Annotated in this window: 21 protein-coding genes; 14 read left to right on the forward strand and 7 right to left on the reverse strand. The window is 35.7% G+C overall.

Annotation, left to right across the window (positions count from 1 at the left end; translation table 11 throughout):
* Nucleotides 1–4: 4 nt before the first annotated feature.
* The 4 genes from allE (at nucleotide 5) to ACQ33O_RS07695 (ending at nucleotide 3,154) form a co-directional block, all read left to right on the forward strand.
* Nucleotides 5–751 (forward strand): (S)-ureidoglycine aminohydrolase, encoded by a 747-nt coding sequence (gene allE / locus ACQ33O_RS07680; protein ID WP_430994986.1) that lies wholly within the window; start codon nucleotides 5–7, stop codon nucleotides 749–751.
* 91 nt (nucleotides 752–842) lie between these two features.
* On the forward strand, nucleotides 843–1,361 hold the full coding sequence (uraD, locus tag ACQ33O_RS07685) for a 2-oxo-4-hydroxy-4-carboxy-5-ureidoimidazoline decarboxylase (RefSeq protein ID WP_430994987.1): 519 nt from the start codon (nucleotides 843–845) through the stop codon (nucleotides 1,359–1,361).
* Nucleotides 1,349–1,687 carry a hydroxyisourate hydrolase gene (gene uraH, locus ACQ33O_RS07690; RefSeq protein WP_430994988.1) on the forward strand — a complete coding sequence of 113 codons (339 nt, stop codon included), beginning with the start codon at nucleotides 1,349–1,351 and terminating at the stop codon, nucleotides 1,685–1,687. Before uraD ends, uraH begins: the two co-directional genes overlap by 13 nt.
* A gap of 33 nt (nucleotides 1,688–1,720) precedes the next feature.
* The gene (locus ACQ33O_RS07695) at nucleotides 1,721–3,154 is read left to right on the forward strand and encodes a DUF6986 family protein (RefSeq protein WP_430994989.1); all 1,434 of its coding nucleotides are present in this window, start codon (nucleotides 1,721–1,723) and stop codon (nucleotides 3,152–3,154) included.
* A gap of 58 nt (nucleotides 3,155–3,212) precedes the next feature.
* On the opposite strand, the gene ACQ33O_RS07700 is transcribed toward ACQ33O_RS07695, so the two are convergent.
* The 3 genes from ACQ33O_RS07700 to ACQ33O_RS07710 form a co-directional block, all read right to left on the reverse strand.
* Nucleotides 3,213–4,034 carry a hypothetical protein gene (locus ACQ33O_RS07700; protein WP_430994990.1) on the reverse strand — a complete coding sequence of 274 codons (822 nt, stop codon included), beginning with the start codon at nucleotides 4,032–4,034 and terminating at the stop codon, nucleotides 3,213–3,215.
* 24 nt (nucleotides 4,035–4,058) lie between these two features.
* Entirely contained in the window at nucleotides 4,059–4,886 is an 828-nt protein-coding gene (locus ACQ33O_RS07705) for a hypothetical protein (RefSeq protein ID WP_430994991.1), read from the reverse strand.
* A gap of 96 nt (nucleotides 4,887–4,982) precedes the next feature.
* On the reverse strand, nucleotides 4,983–6,314 hold the full coding sequence (locus ACQ33O_RS07710; RefSeq protein WP_430994992.1) for an alpha-amylase family glycosyl hydrolase: 1,332 nt from the start codon (nucleotides 6,312–6,314) through the stop codon (nucleotides 4,983–4,985).
* A 295-nt stretch (nucleotides 6,315–6,609) separates the two neighbouring features.
* Here ACQ33O_RS07710 and smc point away from each other — a divergent pair, with 295 nt between their 5' ends.
* From smc to ACQ33O_RS07730, 4 genes are all read left to right on the forward strand, one after another.
* Nucleotides 6,610–10,125 (forward strand): chromosome segregation protein SMC, encoded by a 3,516-nt coding sequence (gene smc / locus ACQ33O_RS07715; protein WP_430994993.1) that lies wholly within the window; start codon nucleotides 6,610–6,612, stop codon nucleotides 10,123–10,125.
* Nucleotides 10,126–10,129: 4 nt separating this feature from the next.
* Nucleotides 10,130–10,393 (forward strand): hypothetical protein, encoded by a 264-nt coding sequence (locus ACQ33O_RS07720; protein ID WP_430994994.1) that lies wholly within the window; start codon nucleotides 10,130–10,132, stop codon nucleotides 10,391–10,393.
* Between the two features lie 81 nt (nucleotides 10,394–10,474).
* Nucleotides 10,475–11,473: a DNA polymerase III subunit delta gene (gene holA / locus ACQ33O_RS07725; RefSeq protein WP_430994995.1), complete on the forward strand. Its 999-nt coding sequence runs from the start codon at nucleotides 10,475–10,477 to the stop codon at nucleotides 11,471–11,473.
* A gap of 13 nt (nucleotides 11,474–11,486) precedes the next feature.
* Nucleotides 11,487–11,858: a DUF1398 family protein gene (locus ACQ33O_RS07730; RefSeq protein WP_430994996.1), complete on the forward strand. Its 372-nt coding sequence runs from the start codon at nucleotides 11,487–11,489 to the stop codon at nucleotides 11,856–11,858.
* On the opposite strand, the gene ACQ33O_RS07735 is transcribed toward ACQ33O_RS07730, so the two are convergent.
* A complete protein-coding gene (locus tag ACQ33O_RS07735; RefSeq protein WP_430994997.1) occupies nucleotides 11,851–12,789 on the reverse strand; it encodes a bifunctional riboflavin kinase/FAD synthetase in 939 nt (312 codons plus the stop codon). The genes ACQ33O_RS07730 and ACQ33O_RS07735 overlap by 8 nt on opposite strands.
* Before the next feature lie 83 nt (nucleotides 12,790–12,872).
* Between ACQ33O_RS07735 and ACQ33O_RS07740 the strand changes: the two genes are divergently transcribed.
* On the forward strand, nucleotides 12,873–14,030 hold the full coding sequence (locus ACQ33O_RS07740) for an AIR synthase-related protein (protein WP_430994998.1): 1,158 nt from the start codon (nucleotides 12,873–12,875) through the stop codon (nucleotides 14,028–14,030).
* Between the two features lie 18 nt (nucleotides 14,031–14,048).
* Here the strand turns inward: ACQ33O_RS07740 and ACQ33O_RS07745 are convergent, their stop codons facing one another.
* Nucleotides 14,049–15,014 carry a hypothetical protein gene (locus ACQ33O_RS07745; RefSeq protein WP_430994999.1) on the reverse strand — a complete coding sequence of 322 codons (966 nt, stop codon included), beginning with the start codon at nucleotides 15,012–15,014 and terminating at the stop codon, nucleotides 14,049–14,051.
* A gap of 144 nt (nucleotides 15,015–15,158) precedes the next feature.
* Between ACQ33O_RS07745 and ACQ33O_RS07750 the strand changes: the two genes are divergently transcribed.
* Nucleotides 15,159–15,845, forward strand: coding sequence for a cell division ATP-binding protein FtsE (locus tag ACQ33O_RS07750; RefSeq protein ID WP_430995000.1), 687 nt, complete (start codon nucleotides 15,159–15,161; stop codon nucleotides 15,843–15,845).
* Here the strand turns inward: ACQ33O_RS07750 and ACQ33O_RS07755 are convergent, their stop codons facing one another.
* Both ACQ33O_RS07755 and ACQ33O_RS07760 read right to left on the reverse strand, forming a co-directional pair.
* A complete protein-coding gene (locus tag ACQ33O_RS07755) occupies nucleotides 15,846–16,967 on the reverse strand; it encodes a glycosyltransferase (protein WP_430995001.1) in 1,122 nt (373 codons plus the stop codon).
* Complete coding sequence (locus tag ACQ33O_RS07760) at nucleotides 16,960–17,697, reverse strand: glycosyltransferase (RefSeq protein ID WP_430995002.1); 738 nt, start codon at nucleotides 17,695–17,697, stop codon at nucleotides 16,960–16,962. Before ACQ33O_RS07760 ends, ACQ33O_RS07755 begins: the two co-directional genes overlap by 8 nt.
* A 517-nt stretch (nucleotides 17,698–18,214) precedes the next feature.
* Here ACQ33O_RS07760 and ACQ33O_RS07765 point away from each other — a divergent pair.
* From ACQ33O_RS07765 to rpsO, 4 genes are all read left to right on the forward strand, one after another.
* Entirely contained in the window at nucleotides 18,215–18,721 is a 507-nt protein-coding gene (locus tag ACQ33O_RS07765) for a hypothetical protein (protein WP_430995003.1), read from the forward strand.
* Nucleotides 18,722–18,741: 20 nt separating this feature from the next.
* Entirely contained in the window at nucleotides 18,742–19,332 is a 591-nt protein-coding gene (locus ACQ33O_RS07770; protein ID WP_430995004.1) for a hypothetical protein, read from the forward strand.
* 31 nt (nucleotides 19,333–19,363) lie between these two features.
* Nucleotides 19,364–19,879 (forward strand): hypothetical protein, encoded by a 516-nt coding sequence (locus ACQ33O_RS07775; RefSeq protein ID WP_430995005.1) that lies wholly within the window; start codon nucleotides 19,364–19,366, stop codon nucleotides 19,877–19,879.
* A 147-nt stretch (nucleotides 19,880–20,026) separates the two neighbouring features.
* Complete coding sequence (gene rpsO, locus ACQ33O_RS07780; RefSeq protein WP_430995006.1) at nucleotides 20,027–20,299, forward strand: 30S ribosomal protein S15; 273 nt, start codon at nucleotides 20,027–20,029, stop codon at nucleotides 20,297–20,299.
* Nucleotides 20,300–20,411 lie beyond the last annotated feature (112 nt).

The following is a 20,411-nucleotide window of genomic DNA, read 5'->3' on the forward strand; positions in this document are numbered from 1 at the left end:
GTAAATGGAAATATCAGCATTAACAAGAAGTGTAGTTAAAAGCAATCATGCGGTAATAGCGCCAGATGGTTATATTAATAGTAATGTGCCGGGTTGGACAGGTTGCACAGTGAATGTGATCATCAATGAGGCAATGGGTGCAAATCTTTGTCAAACTTTAATTACATTAAATAAGGATGGTAAATTGATCGGCTCAACAAAAGAATCGCAAATATTTTTTTATGTAGTAAAAGGAAAAACAAAAGCAACGGTTGGAGGAACGAAAAAAGTATTGTCGACCGGACAATTTGTTTATGTGCCGCCTAAGAAGGCATATAAGTTTGAAGATGTGGAAGAGGGAACACAGATACTCACCTTTCATAAAGTGTATGAAAAGTTAGTAGGTTATGCTGTGCCGAATATTTTATTTGGAGATGCTGCAAAAGTGCCGGGGCCATCTTATTTAGGAGATGATGCTTTACGTTTACAGGTATTGTTGCCTGATAATTTATCTTTCGATATGGCGGTGAATATTTTTACTTATGATAGCGGTGGACATTTACCAATGGTGGAAACGCATATTATGGAACACGGACTTTTGTATTTGCAGGGGCAAGGTGTTTATATGCTGGATCATCAATGGTATCCGATCAAAAAAGGAGATAGCATTTGGATGGCACCTTATTGTCAGCAATGGTTTACTGCAATGGGTAAAGAGCCGGCAGTATATATTTATTATAAAAATGTAAATCGTTTTCCAACTGTACAGTAATGTATGATGTAAGATGTTGGATGTACGATGAAAGAAAAGAAATATGCTATATAAGAAAATCGTACATCGTACATCGTAAATCGTAAATAGAATGACTTTACACGAATTAAATATTTTACCGAAAGAACAATTAAAGGAAGAGTTGTTTAAATGTTGCGGCTCGGTAAATTGGGTAGAAAGGATGTTGCCATTTTTTCCTGCCGATGATCTGGTAGAATTATTGGAAGATGCTGAAGAGCAATGGTGGAAATGTACAGAGGCTGATTGGCTTGAAGCATTTACACATCACCCGAAAATTGGAGACATTGATTCGTTAAAGAAAAAATTTGCATCTACCGCTCAATGGGCAGCAGGAGAGCAGAGTGGAGCAGTTGCAGCATCTGATGATGTTTTAAAAGCTTTAGCTGAAGGGAACGATCAATATGAAAAAAAATTTGGCTATATTTTTATAGTATGTGCCACTGGAAAGTCTGCAGATGAAATGCTGCAATTATTGCAAAAGCGTTTACAAAATAAAAAAGAGGATGAAATAGAGATCGCTGCAGATGAGCAAAGTAAAATAACAAAACTCAGATTAGAAAAACTACTAGATATTACATGGGACAATTAACAACACATATACTCGATACTACAAAAGGTAGGCCGGCAGCAGATGTCTACATTACTCTATATCAACAAAAAGGAAATGATTGGATAGAACTTGCACAAGGAGTAACCAATAGCGACGGCCGTATACCTAATTTGTTGGGGCATGATAATATAATGGAATACGGCACTTATAAAATGAAATTTGATACCAAGGCTTATTTTGATAAACAATCGGTACAAACTTTCTATCCTTTTGTAGAAATAATTTTTAACATTAATAGCAGCGATCATTACCATGTGCCATTGTTGCTTAATCCCTTTGGATACAGTACTTACAGAGGGTCATAAACATTCAAACAGAACATTTAAATATTAGTGAACATGAATTTCTCAATTAACGACAGCGACAAAAAAGCGTTATTAGATACGCTTGGAACAGCCAATTTAAAATTTCAAAAAGTTTATCCTGGTGATAGACCAGATAGGCAACCTGTACATACAATCTATGGTGGAGCTAATTTATTTAAAAGCGATACGACTGATAAGATAGGAGACATTGCTTTGAAAAACTTATTGACCTATGCACCCAATTTTGTTGTGTTGGCAAAAGTGTTGAAGTTGGAGGGTTTTGAACATTTGCCTGAAACATTAGCAGATATTGAAGACCTTACTGCACGTTTAGATGCAATGACTGAAGCTCAACGTAGAAAAGAGTACGCTTGGTTGTCTTACACAGTATATAACAAGATCATCGCTAAATTAAAACGAGAAGCAGTTGAGGATTTTAGAATAGATTTTGAAGATGGTTTTGGCAACAGACCCGATGATGAGGAAGATGCAACGGCTGTAAATGCAGCGAATGAATTGGCCGAAGGCATGAAGAACAAAACAATTTCTCCTTTCATCGGCATTCGTGTTAAACCATTTACTGAAGATCTAAAAAGCAGAGGTGTAAGAACATTGGATATTTTTCTTACCACTTTATTGGAGAAAACAGGAGGGAAACTGCCGGAAAACTTCGTGGTGATGTTGCCAAAAGTTACCATTCCTGAACAAGTAATTACTTTGATCCGTTTATTTGAGATCATAGAAAAGAAACATGGTCTTCCTCCGCATACATTGAAAATGGAGACAATGGTTGAAGCTACGCAGATAGTGATGGATGAAGAAGGCCGTAATCCGTTATTAAAAATTGTTCGTGCAGGCGAAGGAAGATTGATTGCTGCACATTTTGGAACATATGATTATACTGCATCTTGTGGTATCACTGCAAAATATCAGACAATGGCACACAGTGTATGCGATTTTGCACACCATGTAACTAAAGTTGCGTTGGGTGGTACAGGTATCTGGATCAGTGATGGCGCTACCAATGTAATGCCTATTGGTCCACATCGTGGTGATAATTTAACTTACGAACAGTTAGAAGAAAATAGAGAAGCGGTGCATAGAGGATGGCGTATTGCTTACGGTCATACTATGCATTCGTTGATCAATGGGATGTATCAAGGTTGGGATCTGAATCCTGCACAAGTACCTATGCGTTATGCGGCAACTTATAATTTCTTTTTAAGCAGCATCGAAGATGCAACCAATCGCTTAAGAATATTTGTTGAAAGAGCAGCTATTTCTACACTTACCGGAGATGTTTTTGATGATGCAGCTACAGGACAGGGCTTATTGAATTTCTTCTTGAAAGCAATGAATTGTGGTGCTATTACTGAAGAAGAAGCTTTGGCAACAGGGCTAACGCTGGAGGAGATACGCAGCAGATCTTTCTATCAAATTCTAAAAGGTAGGAGAGCAAAAAAATAATTGTAATAAAAAAGTGAGTAATTAAAATACTCACTTTTTTATATACTACTATGAAAGGTTACAGGTATTTCTCAGCCAGTGCTTGTGTGAAAATTTTGTAGTATTCAATAGCTTCGGTAAAACGTCCTTCTTTAACTAAAGCTACTGAAGGTCTGATCATGCGGTGGAACATATAATCATAAATTTCATTCTTGTTATCACAAGCGTTAATTGCATTCACAATTTGTGGTCCGTAAATTTTGTAATCGCTGATCAACGAAATTGAATTTTCATTTTTTAACATATGCTCATCTCTTAGAAAACGAAGAGCAGTTAACTCAGTACAATTGTCAGCCATTTTTTTGTGTTCTACACAGGCTGTTGTGAGAAAACAGCCACCTGAACCCGAACTTGTTGTGGTAGGGTAAGGTATCTTTACCAGCGGTTCATCATTTTTATCTACAATATTAAAGTATGAATATTTTTTCCCAATCAATTTCATTTTCTTTGGAAAATTCTTTGGTAATTTATAGTCGCCGGAAACCTTTTTGTCAAACTTTGTTTTTATTTCCCAAATGCTTTCATCTTTATTTGTAAGTGTAGATTCTTTGGCTATATAATTGAACTCGGCACCCTTAGTAGGTGTTGCTATATTGGTTGTTTCGAAATAGGCTATTTTTAATATTATGCGCTTTTGTTCATCCGTAGCTGTTTTAAGATAATCAATACACATGTGGTCAATAGACAATTCATAATACGTTTGCCCTGCTACACCTGTATCTAATTTAGTTTTATAAATTGTTGGTGTACTAGAGGGGTTATTGCTGAAAACTGCTTTCGGTAAACCTGCTGCAGCTATCATAGCTAAGCTACTTTTTGTGAGAAAATTTCTTCTATTCATTTTGGTACCGGGTCAAGTATAAGGTTATAGATATTTTTTTGTCAAACCCACTACAAAATCTTTGTAATAGGCAGTTGCTTCAGCATAACGTTTTTCCTTGATCATTTTTACAGAAGGTTCAACCAAATGCTCAAACATATAATTGTATATTTCTGCTTTATTATCAAATCCATTGATCGTATCAATGATCTTCGGTCCGATGGTTTTATAATCTGCAACAAGTAGTGCACCTTCCGTATCTTGCTTCATATAATTGTCTCTTAAAAAGCGAAGTGTATTTAACTCATCGCAATCATCTGCCAATTGTCTGTGTTGTACACAAGCTGTAGTCAAAAAACAATCCCCATAATCGTCGTCACCTGTGCTAGGTGTTGAGTAGTACGATAAGTTTGCAACTTCATTTCCTTTTCTATCATGAATTTTAAACCAGTTGTATTTAATGCCTGTTAATTTCATTTCTTTCGACAATTTTTTCCCTAGTTGATTATCGCCTGATACCAACTTATCAAACTTTGTGGTAATTGTCCATGTTAATTTCCCGTCTATCTGAGATTCTGAAGCAGTCTGAACAATGTAATTGAATTCCGCTGTCTTGTCAGGTTTGGTAAGGTCTGTCGTATTGTAATGATTTATTTTAACAACAACGATCTTTTCGTCATCCTTGGCCGTGGAGAGATAAGTAAAACCGAGATGATCGAGTTGTAACTCATATCCGGTTTGGTCTGCTACATTTGGTTTAAGGTAGCTCTTGTAAATTATTTTTGTATTTGCTTGTTTTGCAATTGCTTTTGGTAAGCCTGCTGCAGCTAATAAAGCCAGACTGCTTTTCGAAAGAAAGTTTCTTCTGTTCATATTTGTAGTTTGGATAAAGTTACAATGCCATAAACTAAAAAGCAATACCCAATGGCGGGTATTGCTTTTAACTAAAATATTTTATTATTATCTTATTCAGTATTCATAAACAGCATATCCCCATGGCTCCATTTTCCATTTTTTACTACTGAGAGTTTCTGTTGAACCCATAAAAATATTATTTGCAGTGCCGTGCAGAGTTTTATCTTTTATGGTAATGTTTTGTTCGGTTGCAGAAAAATTCAGGATTACCAATATTTTTTTACCAGCTTTTTCTCTTACAAAAGCGTATACCGCTTTGTCATTGCCAACGCTAATTTTTTTGAAAGATGCGTTTGGTGCTAAAGCAATATTTCTTTTTCTAAGTTCAAGCAATGTCTGATAAAATTTTGCTCTTTTATATTTACCCCATTCCATTGGGTCTTTATCAAAAAACTTCAACGGTCTTAACACAGGCTCTTCCTGTCCGCCATAGATCAGCGGAACAGTCTTTGCCATTGTTTGTGTAAGCACTGCAAAAGGAGCATGAACAGCACCCGGGAAAGTTTCATAATCTGCCTTGTTCCATGAATTTTCATCATGGTTGCTGGTGAAATACATTTGAATGGTATTAGCCGGATATCTTTTTTCAGTTTGCTTTCTTATGCTATCAATGGCCCATGCGTTCAAAGTACCTTTAGCAATTTTCTCCATCACATGAAACATATGCCATGGGTATACTGCATCAAAACCGCTCTTTGGTAGGTAGGAGCTATCTCCCTCAGCAAGCATGAAAACATTTTTGATCTTTTTTAATTGCGGAATACATTTTTTCCAGAAATTACCCGAAATATTCCACGCCACATCAACTCTGTACCCGTCAATATCAGTTTTTTTGATCCAGTATTTCATCGCTGCAATCATACTGTCTTGCATTTCTGAATTTTTATAATTCAATTGTTTGGTGTCTGTCCAGTCAAACATGGACGCAGGTTTCCCGGTACTGTCTTTAACAAAAAAATCAGGGTGGCTGTCAAGCCATGGATGATCGCAACCGGTATGATTTGGCACCCAGTCAATGATCACTTTCATGCCAAGTTTATGAATTTTCTTTACAACATTCTTAAAATCTTCCATTGTGCCGTATTCCGGATTAACCGTGTTATAATTGGCAACAGCATAATAGCTTCCAAGCGACCCTTTTCTATCTACCACACTGATTGGGTTAATAGGCATGAACCAAATAGTTTGTACACCCATTTTCTTAATTCTGTCGAGATGTTTGGCAAATGCATTCAATGTGCCTTCTTCAGTAAACTGACGAATATTTACTTCATAAATATTACCCTGCATGATCCAGGCAGGATGCCCGTCGATTTTTTGGTTCTGACAAAAAACAATAGAAAAAACAAAAAATTGTAAAAAAAGAAATGAGAAGATTTTTTTCATTTGACAAAATTTATATATTGAAAATGCAGCAACGCCATTAGAAATAAAAGTAACTAAAAATTAGCCCACTTTTTTTGAATGCGTACTTTTTGGTACACTCGTATTGTATTAAAATTATTCTTACTGTCTGGATCAACTTTGTGGATTACTCAAAAGAAATCCACAAATGCGCTTAAAATATGCCAAAATCTGTGAAAAATCTGTGCATAACCTTGGCTAAATAGTGCATACTTTCAAAACCTCATTATGAGGCATTCAACTATATTTGCTGCCTTACTTTAAAAATTAGAAAACTGTGCGTTTAAAGAGTTTAGAAATCAAAGGATTTAAAAGTTTTGCCGATAAAACTGTGCTCAATTTCGACGAAGGAATCACCGGTGTTATCGGGCCAAATGGCTGTGGTAAAAGTAATATTATTGATAGTATTCGTTGGGTAATTGGAGAACACAAGATCAGTAATCTTCGTAGTGAAAACCTTGAAAGTCTGGTGTTTAACGGAAGTAAAACCCGTAGTGCCAGCGGATTGGCGGAAGTGAGTCTTACATTTGAAAATACAAAGAACCTGTTACCTACAGAATTCAATACTGTAACCGTAACCCGTAAATACTACAAGAACGGTGAGAGTGAATATCGTTTGAACGATGTTGCCTGCCGATTGAAAGACATCCACAATCTTTTTATGGATACCGGTGTTAGTACCGATAGCTATGCCATTATTGAATTGGGAATGGTAGATGATATCATCAAGGATAAAGAGAATAGCCGTCGTAAAATGCTGGAACAAGCAGCGGGTATTACCATTTACAAAACAAGAAAGAAAGAAGCTAAATTAAAATTAGATGCTACTGAACAGGATCTGGCACGTATTGAAGATCTCCTTTTTGAAATAAACAATCAGCTTAAAAGTTTAGAAAGCCAAGCTAAAAAAGCCGAGAAATATTTCGAAATAAAAAAAGAATACAAAGAAGTTAGCATTGAATTAGCGAAAGCTGCTTTGGAAGGATTCAATATCACTTACAAAGACCTGAACCATAAACAACAGGAAGAAGTTGATAGAAGAATAGAACTTGAAACAGCTATTGCAAAAGAGGAAGCTGCATTGGAGCAGGAAAAATTAGGTTTCATTGAAAAAGAAAAGGAATTGCAACAAATGCAACATGCTTTCAATGAAATGCTGGATGCTGTTCGTAATAAAGAAAATGATAAGAGTTTAAGTGCTCAACGTTTGCAATATTTGAAAGAAAGAGAAACTAGTTTGAATGATTTCTTACAAAAAGCAAGCGGACAATTACAAGGGCTAGATGAAAGCATACAATTTACTTCTAACCAGATCAACGAAGATGAAATTAAGTTGGCTGAGTTTGAAGGCAAATTAGAAGAGCTTAAAAATGCAGTAGAAGATAAGCGTAGAGTGTTTGATGAAAAACGCAGCAGCATTGATGAATTACGCAGAGAAAATCAAGCCATTCAACGCAATCAATTTGAAGCAGAGAAAAAAGTAGCGGTTGCAGATACATCTATTCAAAATTTGCAACGCACCATTGCTCAGATACAGGATGAAAAGGCACAGCGTCAGGCACAGTTACAACAATTAGAGGCTGAACGTAAAATAAAAGCCGAAGAACTAGAACAAAAGAAAGTAGATCTGCAACAATTGCAAGATCATCATGAGTTCACTAAAGAGCAGATCTTCCAAACACAAAGCATGTTGGAAGGTTTGAGAAATGAATTAGCAGACGAAAGCAGAAAATTAGATAGTAAGAAGAATGAGCATGATCTTCTAAAAAGTTTGATAGATTCAATGGAAGGTTATCCTGAGAGCGTTAAATTCTTACATAAAAATGCAAACTGGAATCATGAAGCACCTTTGCTGAGTGATATCATTTATGTGAAAGAAGAATACAGAGCTGCAGTTGAAAATGTATTGGAACCATACCTGAATTATTATGTTGTAAATAATCTGGAAGAAGGTTTACAGGCCATTCATTTGCTGGATGATAATAAAAAAGGAAAAGCAAATTTTTTCTTGCAAGACAAATTCACTGATTTTGAAAGTCATCATCAGCCGGAAGGAACAATACCTGCATTGAGTGTTGTTGAAATAGACGGAAAGTATTCAAATCTTGCCAAGCATTTGTTAGGTAATGTTTTTATTGCTGAAAATGAAGATGCATTGCGTAACAGTAATGGGTCAGTTGTGTTGGAGAGATCAGGTAAATATGTAAAAGGCAAATATTCCCTTACCGGTGGTAGCGTTGGTTTGTTTGAAGGGAAGAAGATCGGTAGAGCCAAAAATTTAGAAAAATTAATTGAAGAAATCACTGCACAGGAAATTGTTGTAAATGGCTTGAAAGAAACCATTCAGGCTCGTCACAACGAAGTAATCGCTTTTAACGAACAGTTGAAAGAAAATGCGATCAAACAAACGCAGCAGGATATCAATAATTTGACAAATCATGTTTTCTCTCTTCAAAATAAAATTGAAAATCTTCATCATTTAGAAGAGACAAGTACACAAAGGGTTGATGATCTTCAGGAACAATTACAAAACAATCATGATGCTATTGCAAGCACAAGAGATGAGTTGGATAAATGTAATACTCAATTAGAAGAGCTCAGTAATAGAATGCAATTGGTTGAACAAGATTATGCAACAGCTGAACAGGAGTATAATTTTGCTACTGCAACTTTCAATGAGAGTAATTTGCAGTTCACCAAACAACAAAGCAAAGTTGTTTCTTTAAAACAAGAGTTTGAATTTAAGAACAATCAGTTGAACGATCTTAAAGTTCAAATAGAAAACAGCAATACTCAATTGTTAGAAGCTGCTTCAAGTATTACAGAAACTGCTGTTGCTTTGGAAGAATTGGAAACAATGGTGATTGCCATGTTGCAAAACAAAGAATCGGAAGAAAAGAAATTGAACGAGGCTGATCAGGCATATTATAACCTCCGTAATATTTTAGCAGAGAAAGAAAGTGAATTGAGGCACAAACAAAAATCCAAAGAGGGTATTGATACGTTATTGAATGAGATCAAGGATAAATTGACCGACCTTAAACTGCAACTGGCAGGAATGAAAGAACGTTTGAATGTTGAGTTTAAAGTTGATCTGGATGCTATCATTGATGAACCTCGTACTGGTGATGTTCCTTTAGAAGAATTACAGGAAAAGAATGAAAGAATGCGTAAGCGTTTGGAAAATATCGGAGAAGTAAATCCAACAGCGATCGAAGCTTATACTGAAATGAAAAAACGTTATGAGTTCATTCTCGAACAAAAGAATGATCTTGTAACTGCAAAAGATAGTTTATTGCAAACCATTCAGGAGGTAGAAGCTACGGCAAACCAGCAGTTCTTGGATACGTTTAATCAAGTAAGAGAAAACTTCCAGAAAGTATTTAAGGCATTGTTTACTGAAGATGATACTGCTGATATGGTGTTAGTTGATCCTGAAAATTTAGCAGATACCGGTATAGATATTGTAGCTAAACCTAAGGGTAAACGTCCATCTTCTATCGGACAGTTAAGTGGAGGAGAAAAAACATTAACAGCTACAGCCTTATTATTTGCTATATATTTGATAAAGCCGGCGCCATTTTGTATTTTAGATGAGGTAGATGCTCCGTTGGATGATGCCAATGTGGGCAAATTCACTCAAATGATTAAAAAGTTCAGCGAAAATTCGCAGTTCATTATTGTTACACACAATAAAATGACCATGAGTGCTGTAGATGTTATTTATGGTGTAACCATGCAGGAGGCCGGGGTAAGCAAATTAGTACCTGTTGATTTTAGAAGTTTGAATTAAACGTATGCTTGTATATCTCATATCATTTATTACCGGAGCCGTAGTTGGCTATATTGGCAGTAAACTATTTCCCGGTCAGGGTTGGGGGGTGATTGCCAATACAATTGTTGGTGCAGTTGGAGGTTATATAGGGAACGCTTATTTAGCGCCATTTTTTCATAGCTTCGAAAATGTTTATTTAGAAAATGCAGTACCGGCCGCAATTGGGGGCACAATGTTATTGTTGGTAGTAATGTTTGCTTTTAATCATGATACTGGTGGAGATTAGCAGCACCCTAACTTATTTAAAGGATGTTCAAATAACGAACATCCTTTTTTATTTAAGCCCCTTACTGTATTTTTGAAAAATATGTCTGCAGAAAAAATTTTAAGTGATTGGAAGAAGAAGGTCTATAAGCCCGTTTACTGGCTTGAGGGAGAAGAAGATTTCTACATTGATGAAGTGATCAATTTTGCAGAACATTCTATTCTGCCCGAAAGCGAAGCCGGGTTTAACTTATCTGTTTTTTATGGCAAAGATGCTGTATGGAGTGATGTGGTGAATGCCTGTATGCGTTATCCGATGTTTGCAGAAAAACAAGTAGTGTTGCTGAAAGAAGCTCAGCAAATGAGGGATATTGATAAGCTGGAGGGATATGTTGAAAATCCCTTGCACTCTACCATTTTTGTGGTTGGCTACAAAGAAAAGACCTTAGATAAACGAACAAAGTTTTATAAAACGATTCAGAAGAACGGCGAAATTTTCTCTACAAAAAAAATAAGAGATTATGAGCTGCCTCCGTGGATAACGGAACATGTCAAATCGAAAGGGCTCACAATGTCACAAAAAGCAGTGATGCTATTGGCAGAGCACATAGGTACAGACTTAAGTCGTATTGTAAACGAGATAGAAAAAATTACAGTTAATTTAGGGCAACGTACAAGTATAACCGAAGATGATATTGAAAAGTTTGTAGGGGTAAGTAAAGAATACAATGCTTTTGAATTGCAAAATGCAGTTGGAAAGAAAGATCTGGCAAAAGCCATCCGTATCATACAATTTTATGAAGCAAATCCAAAAGCGGCGCCGATACAATTAGTACTCCCATCTTTATACGGTTTTTTTAGTAAGTTGTATGTTTATTTTGGTATGGCCGATAAGAGTGAAAATGCACTTCGTCCATTGTTTTACAATAATCCTTTTGCCGCAAAGGAAGCAATGGCTGCTGCAAAGTTGTATTCATACTCTGGAGTGGAGCATGCGTTGTTGTTGCTACATGAGTATAATCTGAAAAGCGTAGGGGTGAATGATAATGGTACCTCTGACGCTTCTTTATTGAAAGAACTGGTAGTAAAAATGATGAATTAAAATTAAAATAAATATGCTTGATAAAATAAGAGAACAATCTGCCAAAGCAAAAAATTATCCTGATCTGGTATCAAAACTAATAGAGATTGGTGTCGAATCATATACGGTGGAAGTATCAACCGGCATTATATTGTATCGTTTTGCGAACGGCATGAATGCTATACATCAGCAAGATAAAGTTGCAAGAAAAACAGAAGATTTATTCAGCACCGAATTAACCGTAAAGGCTATAAGAGATAATCAGCAAGGCAAAACTACTTTTCCGGTATTTATGGATGGCATTGCAAAAGCAGGGGTACAGTTTTATGAAGCAACCTTAGTTGGTGTTAAACGTGTAACCTATATTGGTGTTGGAGGCAGTTATGAAGAAAACATCCCTATATAGAATTAAAAACCGATAAAGCAGCTGCTTTATCTTTTGCTAGTTGATCTTTCAATGCGTCTAAGTCGGTAAACTTTACTTCGCTGCGTAAATATTTTTTTATAGTGATCGTTAGTTTTTCTCCATAGATCGTTTCGTTAAAATCAAAAATATTGACTTCGATCACTCTTTTCTTTCCGTCAACAGTTGGTCGTACACCAATGTTCATCATCCCTTGTAGCTTGTGACTTGTGGCTTGAAGCTGTACTTCAACTGCATACACACCATTACCAGGTATGAGTTTATTTTCATCTTCGATCTGAATATTTGCAGTAGGGTATCCTATTGTTCTTCCCAATTTGTTTCCTTCAACCACTTTACCGCTGAAGAAATAGTTGTAGCCTAAAAATTTATTGGCGGTGTCAATGTTACCCGACAATAATGTTTCTCTTATTCTGGTAGAGCTAATGGTTATATCCTGTAACATATAACCTGGTATTTCCTTTACGATATAATTGTTCTTTGATGCGCTGGCTTCTAATAATTTGTAGTTACCTGATCGGTTTTTTCCGAAATGATGATCATAACCAATGATAATTGTATGTGGATGAAATGTATCTACAAGAAAATTATCGATATATTCATCCGCAGTTTGATCGGCAAACGATTGTGTAAATGGCACTACTACCAGATGGTCGATGCCCGTTTGATCCAGTAAGAATATTTTTTCTTCTAATGTGTTCAGTAGAGAGATAGGTTGCTTTGTCGAAGCAATGATTTGCCGTGGATGAGGATCAAATGTAATGATGACAGTTTCGCCATTGATAGCAGCAGCTTCGGTTTTCATCAGATCAAAGATCTGTCGGTGACCGGAATGAAGACCATCGAAAGTACCAATGGTAATAACTGCTTTTCTAAAGCCCGGTAATGATTTGATATTGTGATGAACCTGCATATCTAAGCGGTGCAAATGTAGTTGATAATTGATTATTGAAAATCGGAAATTGAAAATTAGCTTTGCAAAAATTTTACACCGGCATGTCATTATACGATAAACGTGGCGTATCAGCTCAAAAAGAAGAAGTTCATGCAGCTACTAAGCACCTCGATCAGGGTTTGTTCCCGAATGCTTTCTGCAAAATTTATCCCGATTATTTAGGCGGCGATGAACAGTTTGTGAATGTGATGCATGCCGATGGTGCAGGTACAAAAAGCATTCTGGCTTATTTGTATTGGAAAGAAACCGGAGACATATCTGTTTGGAAAGGGATTGCTCAGGATGCAATTGTAATGAATTTAGATGATCTGTTGTGTGTTGGTATTTACGATAATATTGTTTTCAATTCTACCATCGATAGAAATAAACATTTAATTCCAGGAGAAGTATTGGAACAAGTGATCAACGGCTCTCAGGAACTGTTTGATACATTAAAGACTTTCGGAGTGAACATCCACTATCTCGGTGGAGAAACGGCTGACGTTGGTGATGTGGTACGTTCTGTTGCGGTAAATGGTACCATGACCTGCAGATGGCCAAAAGATAAAGTGGTCAGCAATGAAAAGATACAAGCCGGAGATGTGATCGTTGGTCTTGCAAGTTATGGGCTAGCAACTTACGAAACAGAATATAACAGTGGTATTGGTAGCAACGGATTAACGAGCGCAAGGCATGATGTGTTGAGTAAATTTTACGGAGAGAACTTTAAAGAAAGCTATAATAATGCTTTGAGTGATGAAGTTGTTTATATTGGCAAATATCGTTTAACTGATTCAGGAAAAAATGCGGCAATTGGTAAGCTCTTGCTTTCTCCTACACGTACTTACGCACCTGTGCTAAAAGAATTACTGAGCCATTATTTTGATAAAATCCATGGCCTCATACATTGCAGCGGTGGCGGGCAGACAAAATGTATGAAGTATTTACCTGCTCCATTTAAGATCATTAAAGACAATCTTTTTGCTCCCCCTGAAATATTCAACATCATACAGGAAAACAGCGGCAGCAATAATAGGGAAATGTATGAAGTTTTCAATATGGGTTGCCGTTTAGAGATTTATTGTAAACCGGAAGATGCGGCAACAATGATCGATACTGCAAAGCAATTTAATATTGATGCACAAATAATCGGCAGAGTAGAGGCAAGCGATAAAAAGGAACTGGTGATTAAATTAAAAGACGAAGAAATCGTTTATTAAGTTAAATCATTACTCCAATTATTTTTTGTTGATATAATAAGTGGTGCCTGCAATAGTATATGGTTTGCCACTTCTATCCTTAACCTTAACGTTGTCAAAAGTTATAGTGCAACCTTCAGTACATCTTTGTATCAATGTATTTAATTGAGATAATGCTGGAGTTGTAATATCTTGTATCATTAAATTTTTAAATGATTCTCCGGCAAAATAAACTGTAGCACTTTCAAACGTGAAACCATCACTTATCATTATCTCGGTTTCTCTGGTTAACGATTCCCAGTCAGTAGTTTGATTGTCAATATAACCAATGGTTAAACTTGGTTCCCAGATCAATTCATCCTCAGGTAAACGCTTTACTGTGTAGTTGAACTGGTAAGCAGCCCTGCCTGTTTTTTTACTATGCAGAATTAATGAATATCTTCCCGGGACGGCAAAAGAAACTAGGTACTCGTTTTTTTTAGTTGATTTTTTTATTTCTCGTCCCCATGTCGTTACAAAAAAGTCATTTAAATGAATATCCTTCAATTTAATCGGATTGTCAATGCCTACGTACAATGGGGAATCAATATTAACCTGTGTAAAAGGAAAAATTTCTTCTTTCTTTTTTGTTGGGTTTTCATTTAAATCATCGGATTTCGGTTTTATTTTATCAACCAACCCATACTGGATGGCATTTTGCAAATTCATCTCTGCCAAGTCATCTCCCTTTACAAAAACAACCAAACGGTCTGTATAGCTTTGATATAGAATTTTCTTGATCTTTTTTCCTTCGTAATTATTGATCAGTGGCTTTAATTCCTGCCACTTCAGCGAATCTAAAACAAGATTATTGTGTGATGGTATAACGAAACAAATGATGGCGCTTACAGTTATTGAATCAATTCGCTGAGCATTACTGCAATTCGATAAAAAAAGAAGTAATACTAAGATGTAGATGTTTTTACTTAATGAATATTTAAATCCTTTTATAAAATGGATGAACATAGAACAAATATAATTGCCGATCTTTTGTTTAAGAGAACCAGCAGCCGATTATACACATTTTTAACATTTTAGTGAGAAAATTAAATTTCACTTGGCTCGTTCAAAAGATTAAATTTGCTCCACATCGTAAATCTTACATAACATATGTCTCAAGCAATAGTAGAATTAAGCAATGTAAATATATATCAGGGAAGTAGCCTTATTTTAAGTAATGTGAACATTACGGTTAATAAGGGGGAGTTCGTTTATCTCGTTGGTAAAACCGGCACAGGTAAAAGTAGTTTATTGAAAACCCTTTATGGCGATCTTGAGTTAACTGAAGGTGAAGGCACTGTTGCAGGATATAATCTGAGAGATATGGACTGGAAAAAAGTCCCTTTTCTGCGTAGAAGCCTTGGTATAGTATTTCAGGATTTTCAATTGCTAACAGATAGAAATGTAAATGAGAATTTGAAATTTGTTTTGAAAGCTACAGGTTGGAAAGATGAAAAACTAATGGATGAAAAAATTGCTGATGTGTTGGAAAAAGTTGGTTTAAAATCTAAAGGTTTTAAAATGCCATTTGAATTAAGTGGTGGCGAACAGCAAAGAGTTGATGTAGCAAGAGCTTTATTAAATTCTCCTAAATTAATATTGGCCGATGAACCTACGGGTAACCTCGATCCTGAAACAAGCGATGAGATCATGCAATTATTATTTCAGATCAGTAGAGATTATGGAACTGCTATTGTAATGGCTACGCATGATTATATTGTGATCAATAAATTTCCTGCAAGAACAATTAAAACAGAATTGGGTAAAGTGTGGGATAATGCAAGTGTAACGATGTAATCATTCAGCTCCCCAGAAAATATTAATTAGCTGCTCAGCATTCTTTTTATTATTGTACACTTGAGACAACAATACATTGCGTTTGTCAGCATCTTCTTTTGTGTAAGGAGTATCGTAAAGAGCAGTCGCCATAATTTTCATGGAAATAGCGCTGTCTTCTATAACACAAATACTTTCTACTTCCGATCCTTCTGCTCCGGCCTTATTTACAAGGCAATGTCTACCATTATACAAGGCATTCAGCAATTTTAATTTTACGCCGGTGTTATTAAAAGATGGTAGAATGTTTATCTGTGCTTTACCGATCATATCTTGTAAATCCTTGTCTGAAGGGTTTGCCACAAGGCAGGTGTTTTTGTGTTGGTGAGCAAGAAAACTTAGTTTTTGTGAGGGGTCTTTTCCAGCGATCACAAAAGGAATATCATTGTCGTTAAAAATATTTTCTAAAAGCCATATGGCAGCTTTTTCATTTTCATTGATCGATAAATTACCATGGTATAAACAAAAATTTCCTTTGCCTTCAGGATATATCGCTTCTGTATAAGGTAAAAAAACAGGCAGGTACTTAATATCTGTAGCTTTGAAAGTTTCTTTATATATACTTGTATCGTGTGTGCTTACTGTCAGTATTTTAACTTTTGTAGCAATGATTCGTTCATATTGTTTCAGCAATTTGCTTTCAAAATTGAAATATAATTTTTTGAAAAAACTTTTTTCGTGTGAAGCAAGATGATGATAATACTCAAACTCAACATTATGTAATCTTAATACAACCTTTCTATTATTAAGTTGGTCTGTATAAAGAGGGTAACTGCAATGGATACCTTCTATTAAAACCGGATGGTTGTCTTTTTTTAGATTGTCAATAAGCGAAACGTTGTTACGAGAGCTAACAATAAACGGCAAACTAAAAGATAGTTTTTTATTGCGTTGGTAATAGGTTACAGATACACAATATTTGTTTAATTCGGCTTGTTGGGGTCGCTTATTGGTAAAGCAATGCAAATGGATCTTTATTCCTAGTTGATGTAAGGTCTTTATTTTGTAAAACAGATCCACCACACCGCCAAAATCGGCGGGATAAGGCACATCATGTGTAATTATATGTAAATATTTATCCAAGTATTGATCGGTAAAATGCGATTAATTTTTTTTCTTCTTCCTGCCAGTTGTATATTTCTCTGGCTTTCAAACAATTTTGTTTCAATGAATCATACAATAAATCATTGCTCAACAAGCTATTTAGTTCTTTTGCTAAACCGGCAACGCTAATATCATCTGTTAATACAGCAAAAGGGTAATTTTTGTTCAGTTCTTTATAAACAGGGTAGTTTACACAAAGTTGCGGAATGCCTGCATGCAGATAATCAAAGAATCGGTTTGCAAGCGAATAATAATTACTTAATCCGGCATCATCAAATAAAGTAACTCCAATATAGGCTTGTTGCGTTATTGTTCTCAATTCGTCAGGAGTAATTTTTCCCTTGAAGATCACTTTGTCTTCAAGGTTATGGTGTATTACTAGTTGCTGAGCTTGTTGCATAAAATTACCATCGCCACAAATGATCAGTTTGTGCTGAACAGCTTTCATGGCTGGTATCAATGTTTCAAAGCTCCTGCCCTCGTTTACAGCACCCTGATAGAGAATGAATTTTTCTTTTTTTTGTATTTCGGGTAAAGTTCTGAGTAGGGCAACGTTTCGAATCACTTCGTATTGAACCCTATACATTTTATTAAATTCATCAGCTATCGGCTTATTAACGGTATAGCCTAAACGAAAATTTGGGACAGTAAAACGTTCTATTTTTTTCCATATATTATAAATAGCAGGCCTTGTTGCTATTTCTTTCATTTCACAAAAAAGTTCATGGGCATCATACACTCTTTTGACGTTTTTGATTTTTGAAATAAAATAGCAGGGAAGTATTGTATCCAGGTCTATTGCACAAATACAATCCATTTTTTTGAAAAGCAAATAAAAAAACAGCCGAATATTATATTCAATATAGAAAAATTTCCCTTTATTAAATAAGCAATGAATTCTTTTTTGGTGAAACGGTTGTGTATTTAATGCTATGGAGTTTTTTGTTTTTCTACCTATCAGTATAATCGTATACCCTGCAGTTGTCAACGATGTACAAATGCGTATCATTCTTTGATCGTAAGTAAGATCGGTTGTAACTGTAAAGTATATTTTCATTCCCAAACCGCCGTAGCGAAGCTTTTAATGAAGTAAAATTGACTGCCTGATACCCGGTAATTAACACAAATATGATTGATAAATAAGGAAGTAGGAAAAAAATGTGAATAAACTTTTTCAATAATCAAAAAAAAATCGGTAATCTTAGGGAACCAAATTAATATAACCTATGCCAGATGAATTACAAGACGGAGAACAACTCCACACACATCGCTCTCTTTTCTTAAGTATTTTATGCATTTTAGGCTTCTTAGCAAGTTTAGCAGGAATGTTTCAAAATGGTCGTGGCTATTTTAAAGCAGAGGAAGCTGTAACAAATATACAATCAGGAAATTCTAAAACACAATTGAAGAACTTATTTTCAATGTTTAGTTCTTCCTCATCAGCAACAGCCAATACACCTGTTAGTATCAGTAATCTGAATGTTGAGAATTATCAGAAATTTTCTTTGGGAGGAGTTTTAGCTTCATTGCTTTGTTTAGTAGGAACTGTATTGATGTGGAAGCTTCAAAAAAATGGCTTCTATGCGTTTGCATTAGGAACATTCTTTAATATCATTACACACTTTCTTCTCTTCGGGGATAATATCTCCGCCATGGGGCTTTCCATTGTAGCGGCTTTAGGCGGATTGGTATTTGTAATGCTGTACGGGTCGCAACTTAAAAGCATGGACTGATCTTTAAAATATGAATAACAATGGCTGAGGTTTCAACTTACAAAAAAGATAGTGATACCAAAAGATCAGATTTTTTAACAGGTCTCTGCATAGCATCGATCATTGGCGGATGCTGGTCAATAATATGTGGGTTTGTTCAGTATATAAAAGCTGAAGATCAAACCGAAGCAGTTGTTAAAGAGGTGAGAGATATTTTGACTACGGATGAATTTCAACGAAGCTTATCTTCAGGAATAGCCTCAAAGATAGACATACAAATGGCTACAAGAATGGCTGAAGCTTTTACTATAGAGAATCTGCAGATAATTGCCATAGCCGGCATAGTTAGTGGCGTACTAACATTAATAGGCGTTTACTTTATGTGGAATGAGCAAAAGAAAGGATTCTATTTTTATTTATCCGGATTACTAATAGGACTTTTTACCTTGCTGATACTTTTCAAACTCAGTAAGGCTGTAACAATGGGCATGCTAGCATTGAATGGTATCATTACACTTTTCAAATTATTTGGTGCAAGTAGTAATCTGGCATTATCCAGTTTCATACTGACTTTAATTGTATGGGTAGGCTTTACTGCCATGTACTGGAAGCAGGTAAAAAATATGAATTAGTCTATTATTTTTTCACAAAACAATTATCATCATGACAGACGTATTAACGAACTACGATCAATCTCCACCCAAAAGACCAACATTTCTAACTGTTTTATGCATACTAACTTTTATTGGGAGTGGCTGGGGACTTATTAACGGGATTACCCAATACTTTACTGCGGAATCGCAGGTAGCAGCGATGTCGTTGGTTAAAGAAAATGTAAATGCAGAAATGCAGAAAGTATCGGATGCAAATCCTGGGGGTAAAATGGTTTCAGAAATGGTAGGAGGCATGCTAAATGTATTCACTCCTGAAAACGTTAAAAAAATGGCTTTAGCCGGTATTTTGGCAGCAGTTCTATGCCTTGCTGGTGCTTTTTTAATGTGGGGACTTAAAAAGAAAGGCTTTTACTCCTATATCGCTGGTACGCTGGTAGGAATAATAACGCCTTTTGTATTGTTTGGGGCCGGCAATTTACTTGCTATGGGTATGTCGGTGATGGTAGGCTTTATCGGGCTAGTTTTTGTAATACTTTACGGTGTTAATCTCAAGCATATGAATTAGTTAGCTCACTTTAATCGAATTAAAGCCCCCGTTTGGGGGTTTTTTATTGAAAATCACGGATAAAGCCGATAAAATCCGATATTTTGTATTACCTTTGCCACCGAAATTAAAAAAGCATAACAAAGACGTTATTAAAACAAAGAAGCGATGTCGTATTTAACAATTGAAAAGAAAGCAAGTATTTTTGCAAACTACGGTGGTAAAGCTACCAACACAGGTTCTATCGAAGGTCAGGTTGCGTTATTAACAGAACGTATCAACCACATATCTGACCACCTTAAAACAAATAAAAAAGATTTCTCCTCTCAGCGTGGATTGATGATGATGGTAGGTCAGCGTAAACGTTTACTTACTTACCTTAGCAAACATGATCTAACAGGTTACAGAAGCTTGATTGAAAAATTAGGTCTACGTAAATAATCATTACACAATGTTTAAATAATTTAATTCCCAACTTTAATTACAACGGTTGGGAATTATTTTTATTTATGTATTGTTTCAATCAGGGAAATCATGTTTCCCTATTTCTAAT

The sequence above is a fragment of the Ferruginibacter sp. SUN002 genome, from assembly GCF_050611725.1.
GTDB lineage: Bacteria > Bacteroidota > Bacteroidia > Chitinophagales > Chitinophagaceae > Ferruginibacter.

Bases quoted from the DNA above. Each gene is read 5' to 3' on its own strand.
- ACQ33O_RS07700 (WP_430994990.1), bottom strand. From the start codon at position 4,034: ATGAATAGAAGAAATTTTCTCACAAAAAGTAGCTTAGCTATGATAGCT.
- ACQ33O_RS07750 (WP_430995000.1), top strand. From the start codon at position 15,159: ATGTCTCAAGCAATAGTAGAATTAAGCAATGTAAATATATATCAGGGA.
- allE (WP_430994986.1), top strand. From the start codon at position 5: ATGGAAATATCAGCATTAACAAGAAGTGTAGTTAAAAGCAATCATGCG.
- ACQ33O_RS07740 (WP_430994998.1), top strand. From the start codon at position 12,873: ATGTCATTATACGATAAACGTGGCGTATCAGCTCAAAAAGAAGAAGTT.
- rpsO (WP_430995006.1), top strand. From the start codon at position 20,027: ATGTCGTATTTAACAATTGAAAAGAAAGCAAGTATTTTTGCAAACTAC.
- ACQ33O_RS07760 (WP_430995002.1), bottom strand. From the start codon at position 17,697: ATGAAAGAAATAGCAACAAGGCCTGCTATTTATAATATATGGAAAAAA.
- ACQ33O_RS07735 (WP_430994997.1), bottom strand. From the start codon at position 12,789: ATGCAGGTTCATCACAATATCAAATCATTACCGGGCTTTAGAAAAGCA.
- ACQ33O_RS07730 (WP_430994996.1), top strand. From the start codon at position 11,487: ATGCTTGATAAAATAAGAGAACAATCTGCCAAAGCAAAAAATTATCCT.
- ACQ33O_RS07710 (WP_430994992.1), bottom strand. From the start codon at position 6,314: ATGAAAAAAATCTTCTCATTTCTTTTTTTACAATTTTTTGTTTTTTCT.
- ACQ33O_RS07775 (WP_430995005.1), top strand. From the start codon at position 19,364: ATGACAGACGTATTAACGAACTACGATCAATCTCCACCCAAAAGACCA.
- holA (WP_430994995.1), top strand. From the start codon at position 10,475: ATGTCTGCAGAAAAAATTTTAAGTGATTGGAAGAAGAAGGTCTATAAG.
- ACQ33O_RS07695 (WP_430994989.1), top strand. From the start codon at position 1,721: ATGAATTTCTCAATTAACGACAGCGACAAAAAAGCGTTATTAGATACG.
- ACQ33O_RS07770 (WP_430995004.1), top strand. From the start codon at position 18,742: ATGGCTGAGGTTTCAACTTACAAAAAAGATAGTGATACCAAAAGATCA.
- ACQ33O_RS07720 (WP_430994994.1), top strand. From the start codon at position 10,130: ATGCTTGTATATCTCATATCATTTATTACCGGAGCCGTAGTTGGCTAT.
- ACQ33O_RS07765 (WP_430995003.1), top strand. From the start codon at position 18,215: ATGCCAGATGAATTACAAGACGGAGAACAACTCCACACACATCGCTCT.
- uraH (WP_430994988.1), top strand. From the start codon at position 1,349: ATGGGACAATTAACAACACATATACTCGATACTACAAAAGGTAGGCCG.
- uraD (WP_430994987.1), top strand. From the start codon at position 843: ATGACTTTACACGAATTAAATATTTTACCGAAAGAACAATTAAAGGAA.
- ACQ33O_RS07745 (WP_430994999.1), bottom strand. From the start codon at position 15,014: ATGTTCATCCATTTTATAAAAGGATTTAAATATTCATTAAGTAAAAAC.
- ACQ33O_RS07705 (WP_430994991.1), bottom strand. From the start codon at position 4,886: ATGAACAGAAGAAACTTTCTTTCGAAAAGCAGTCTGGCTTTATTAGCT.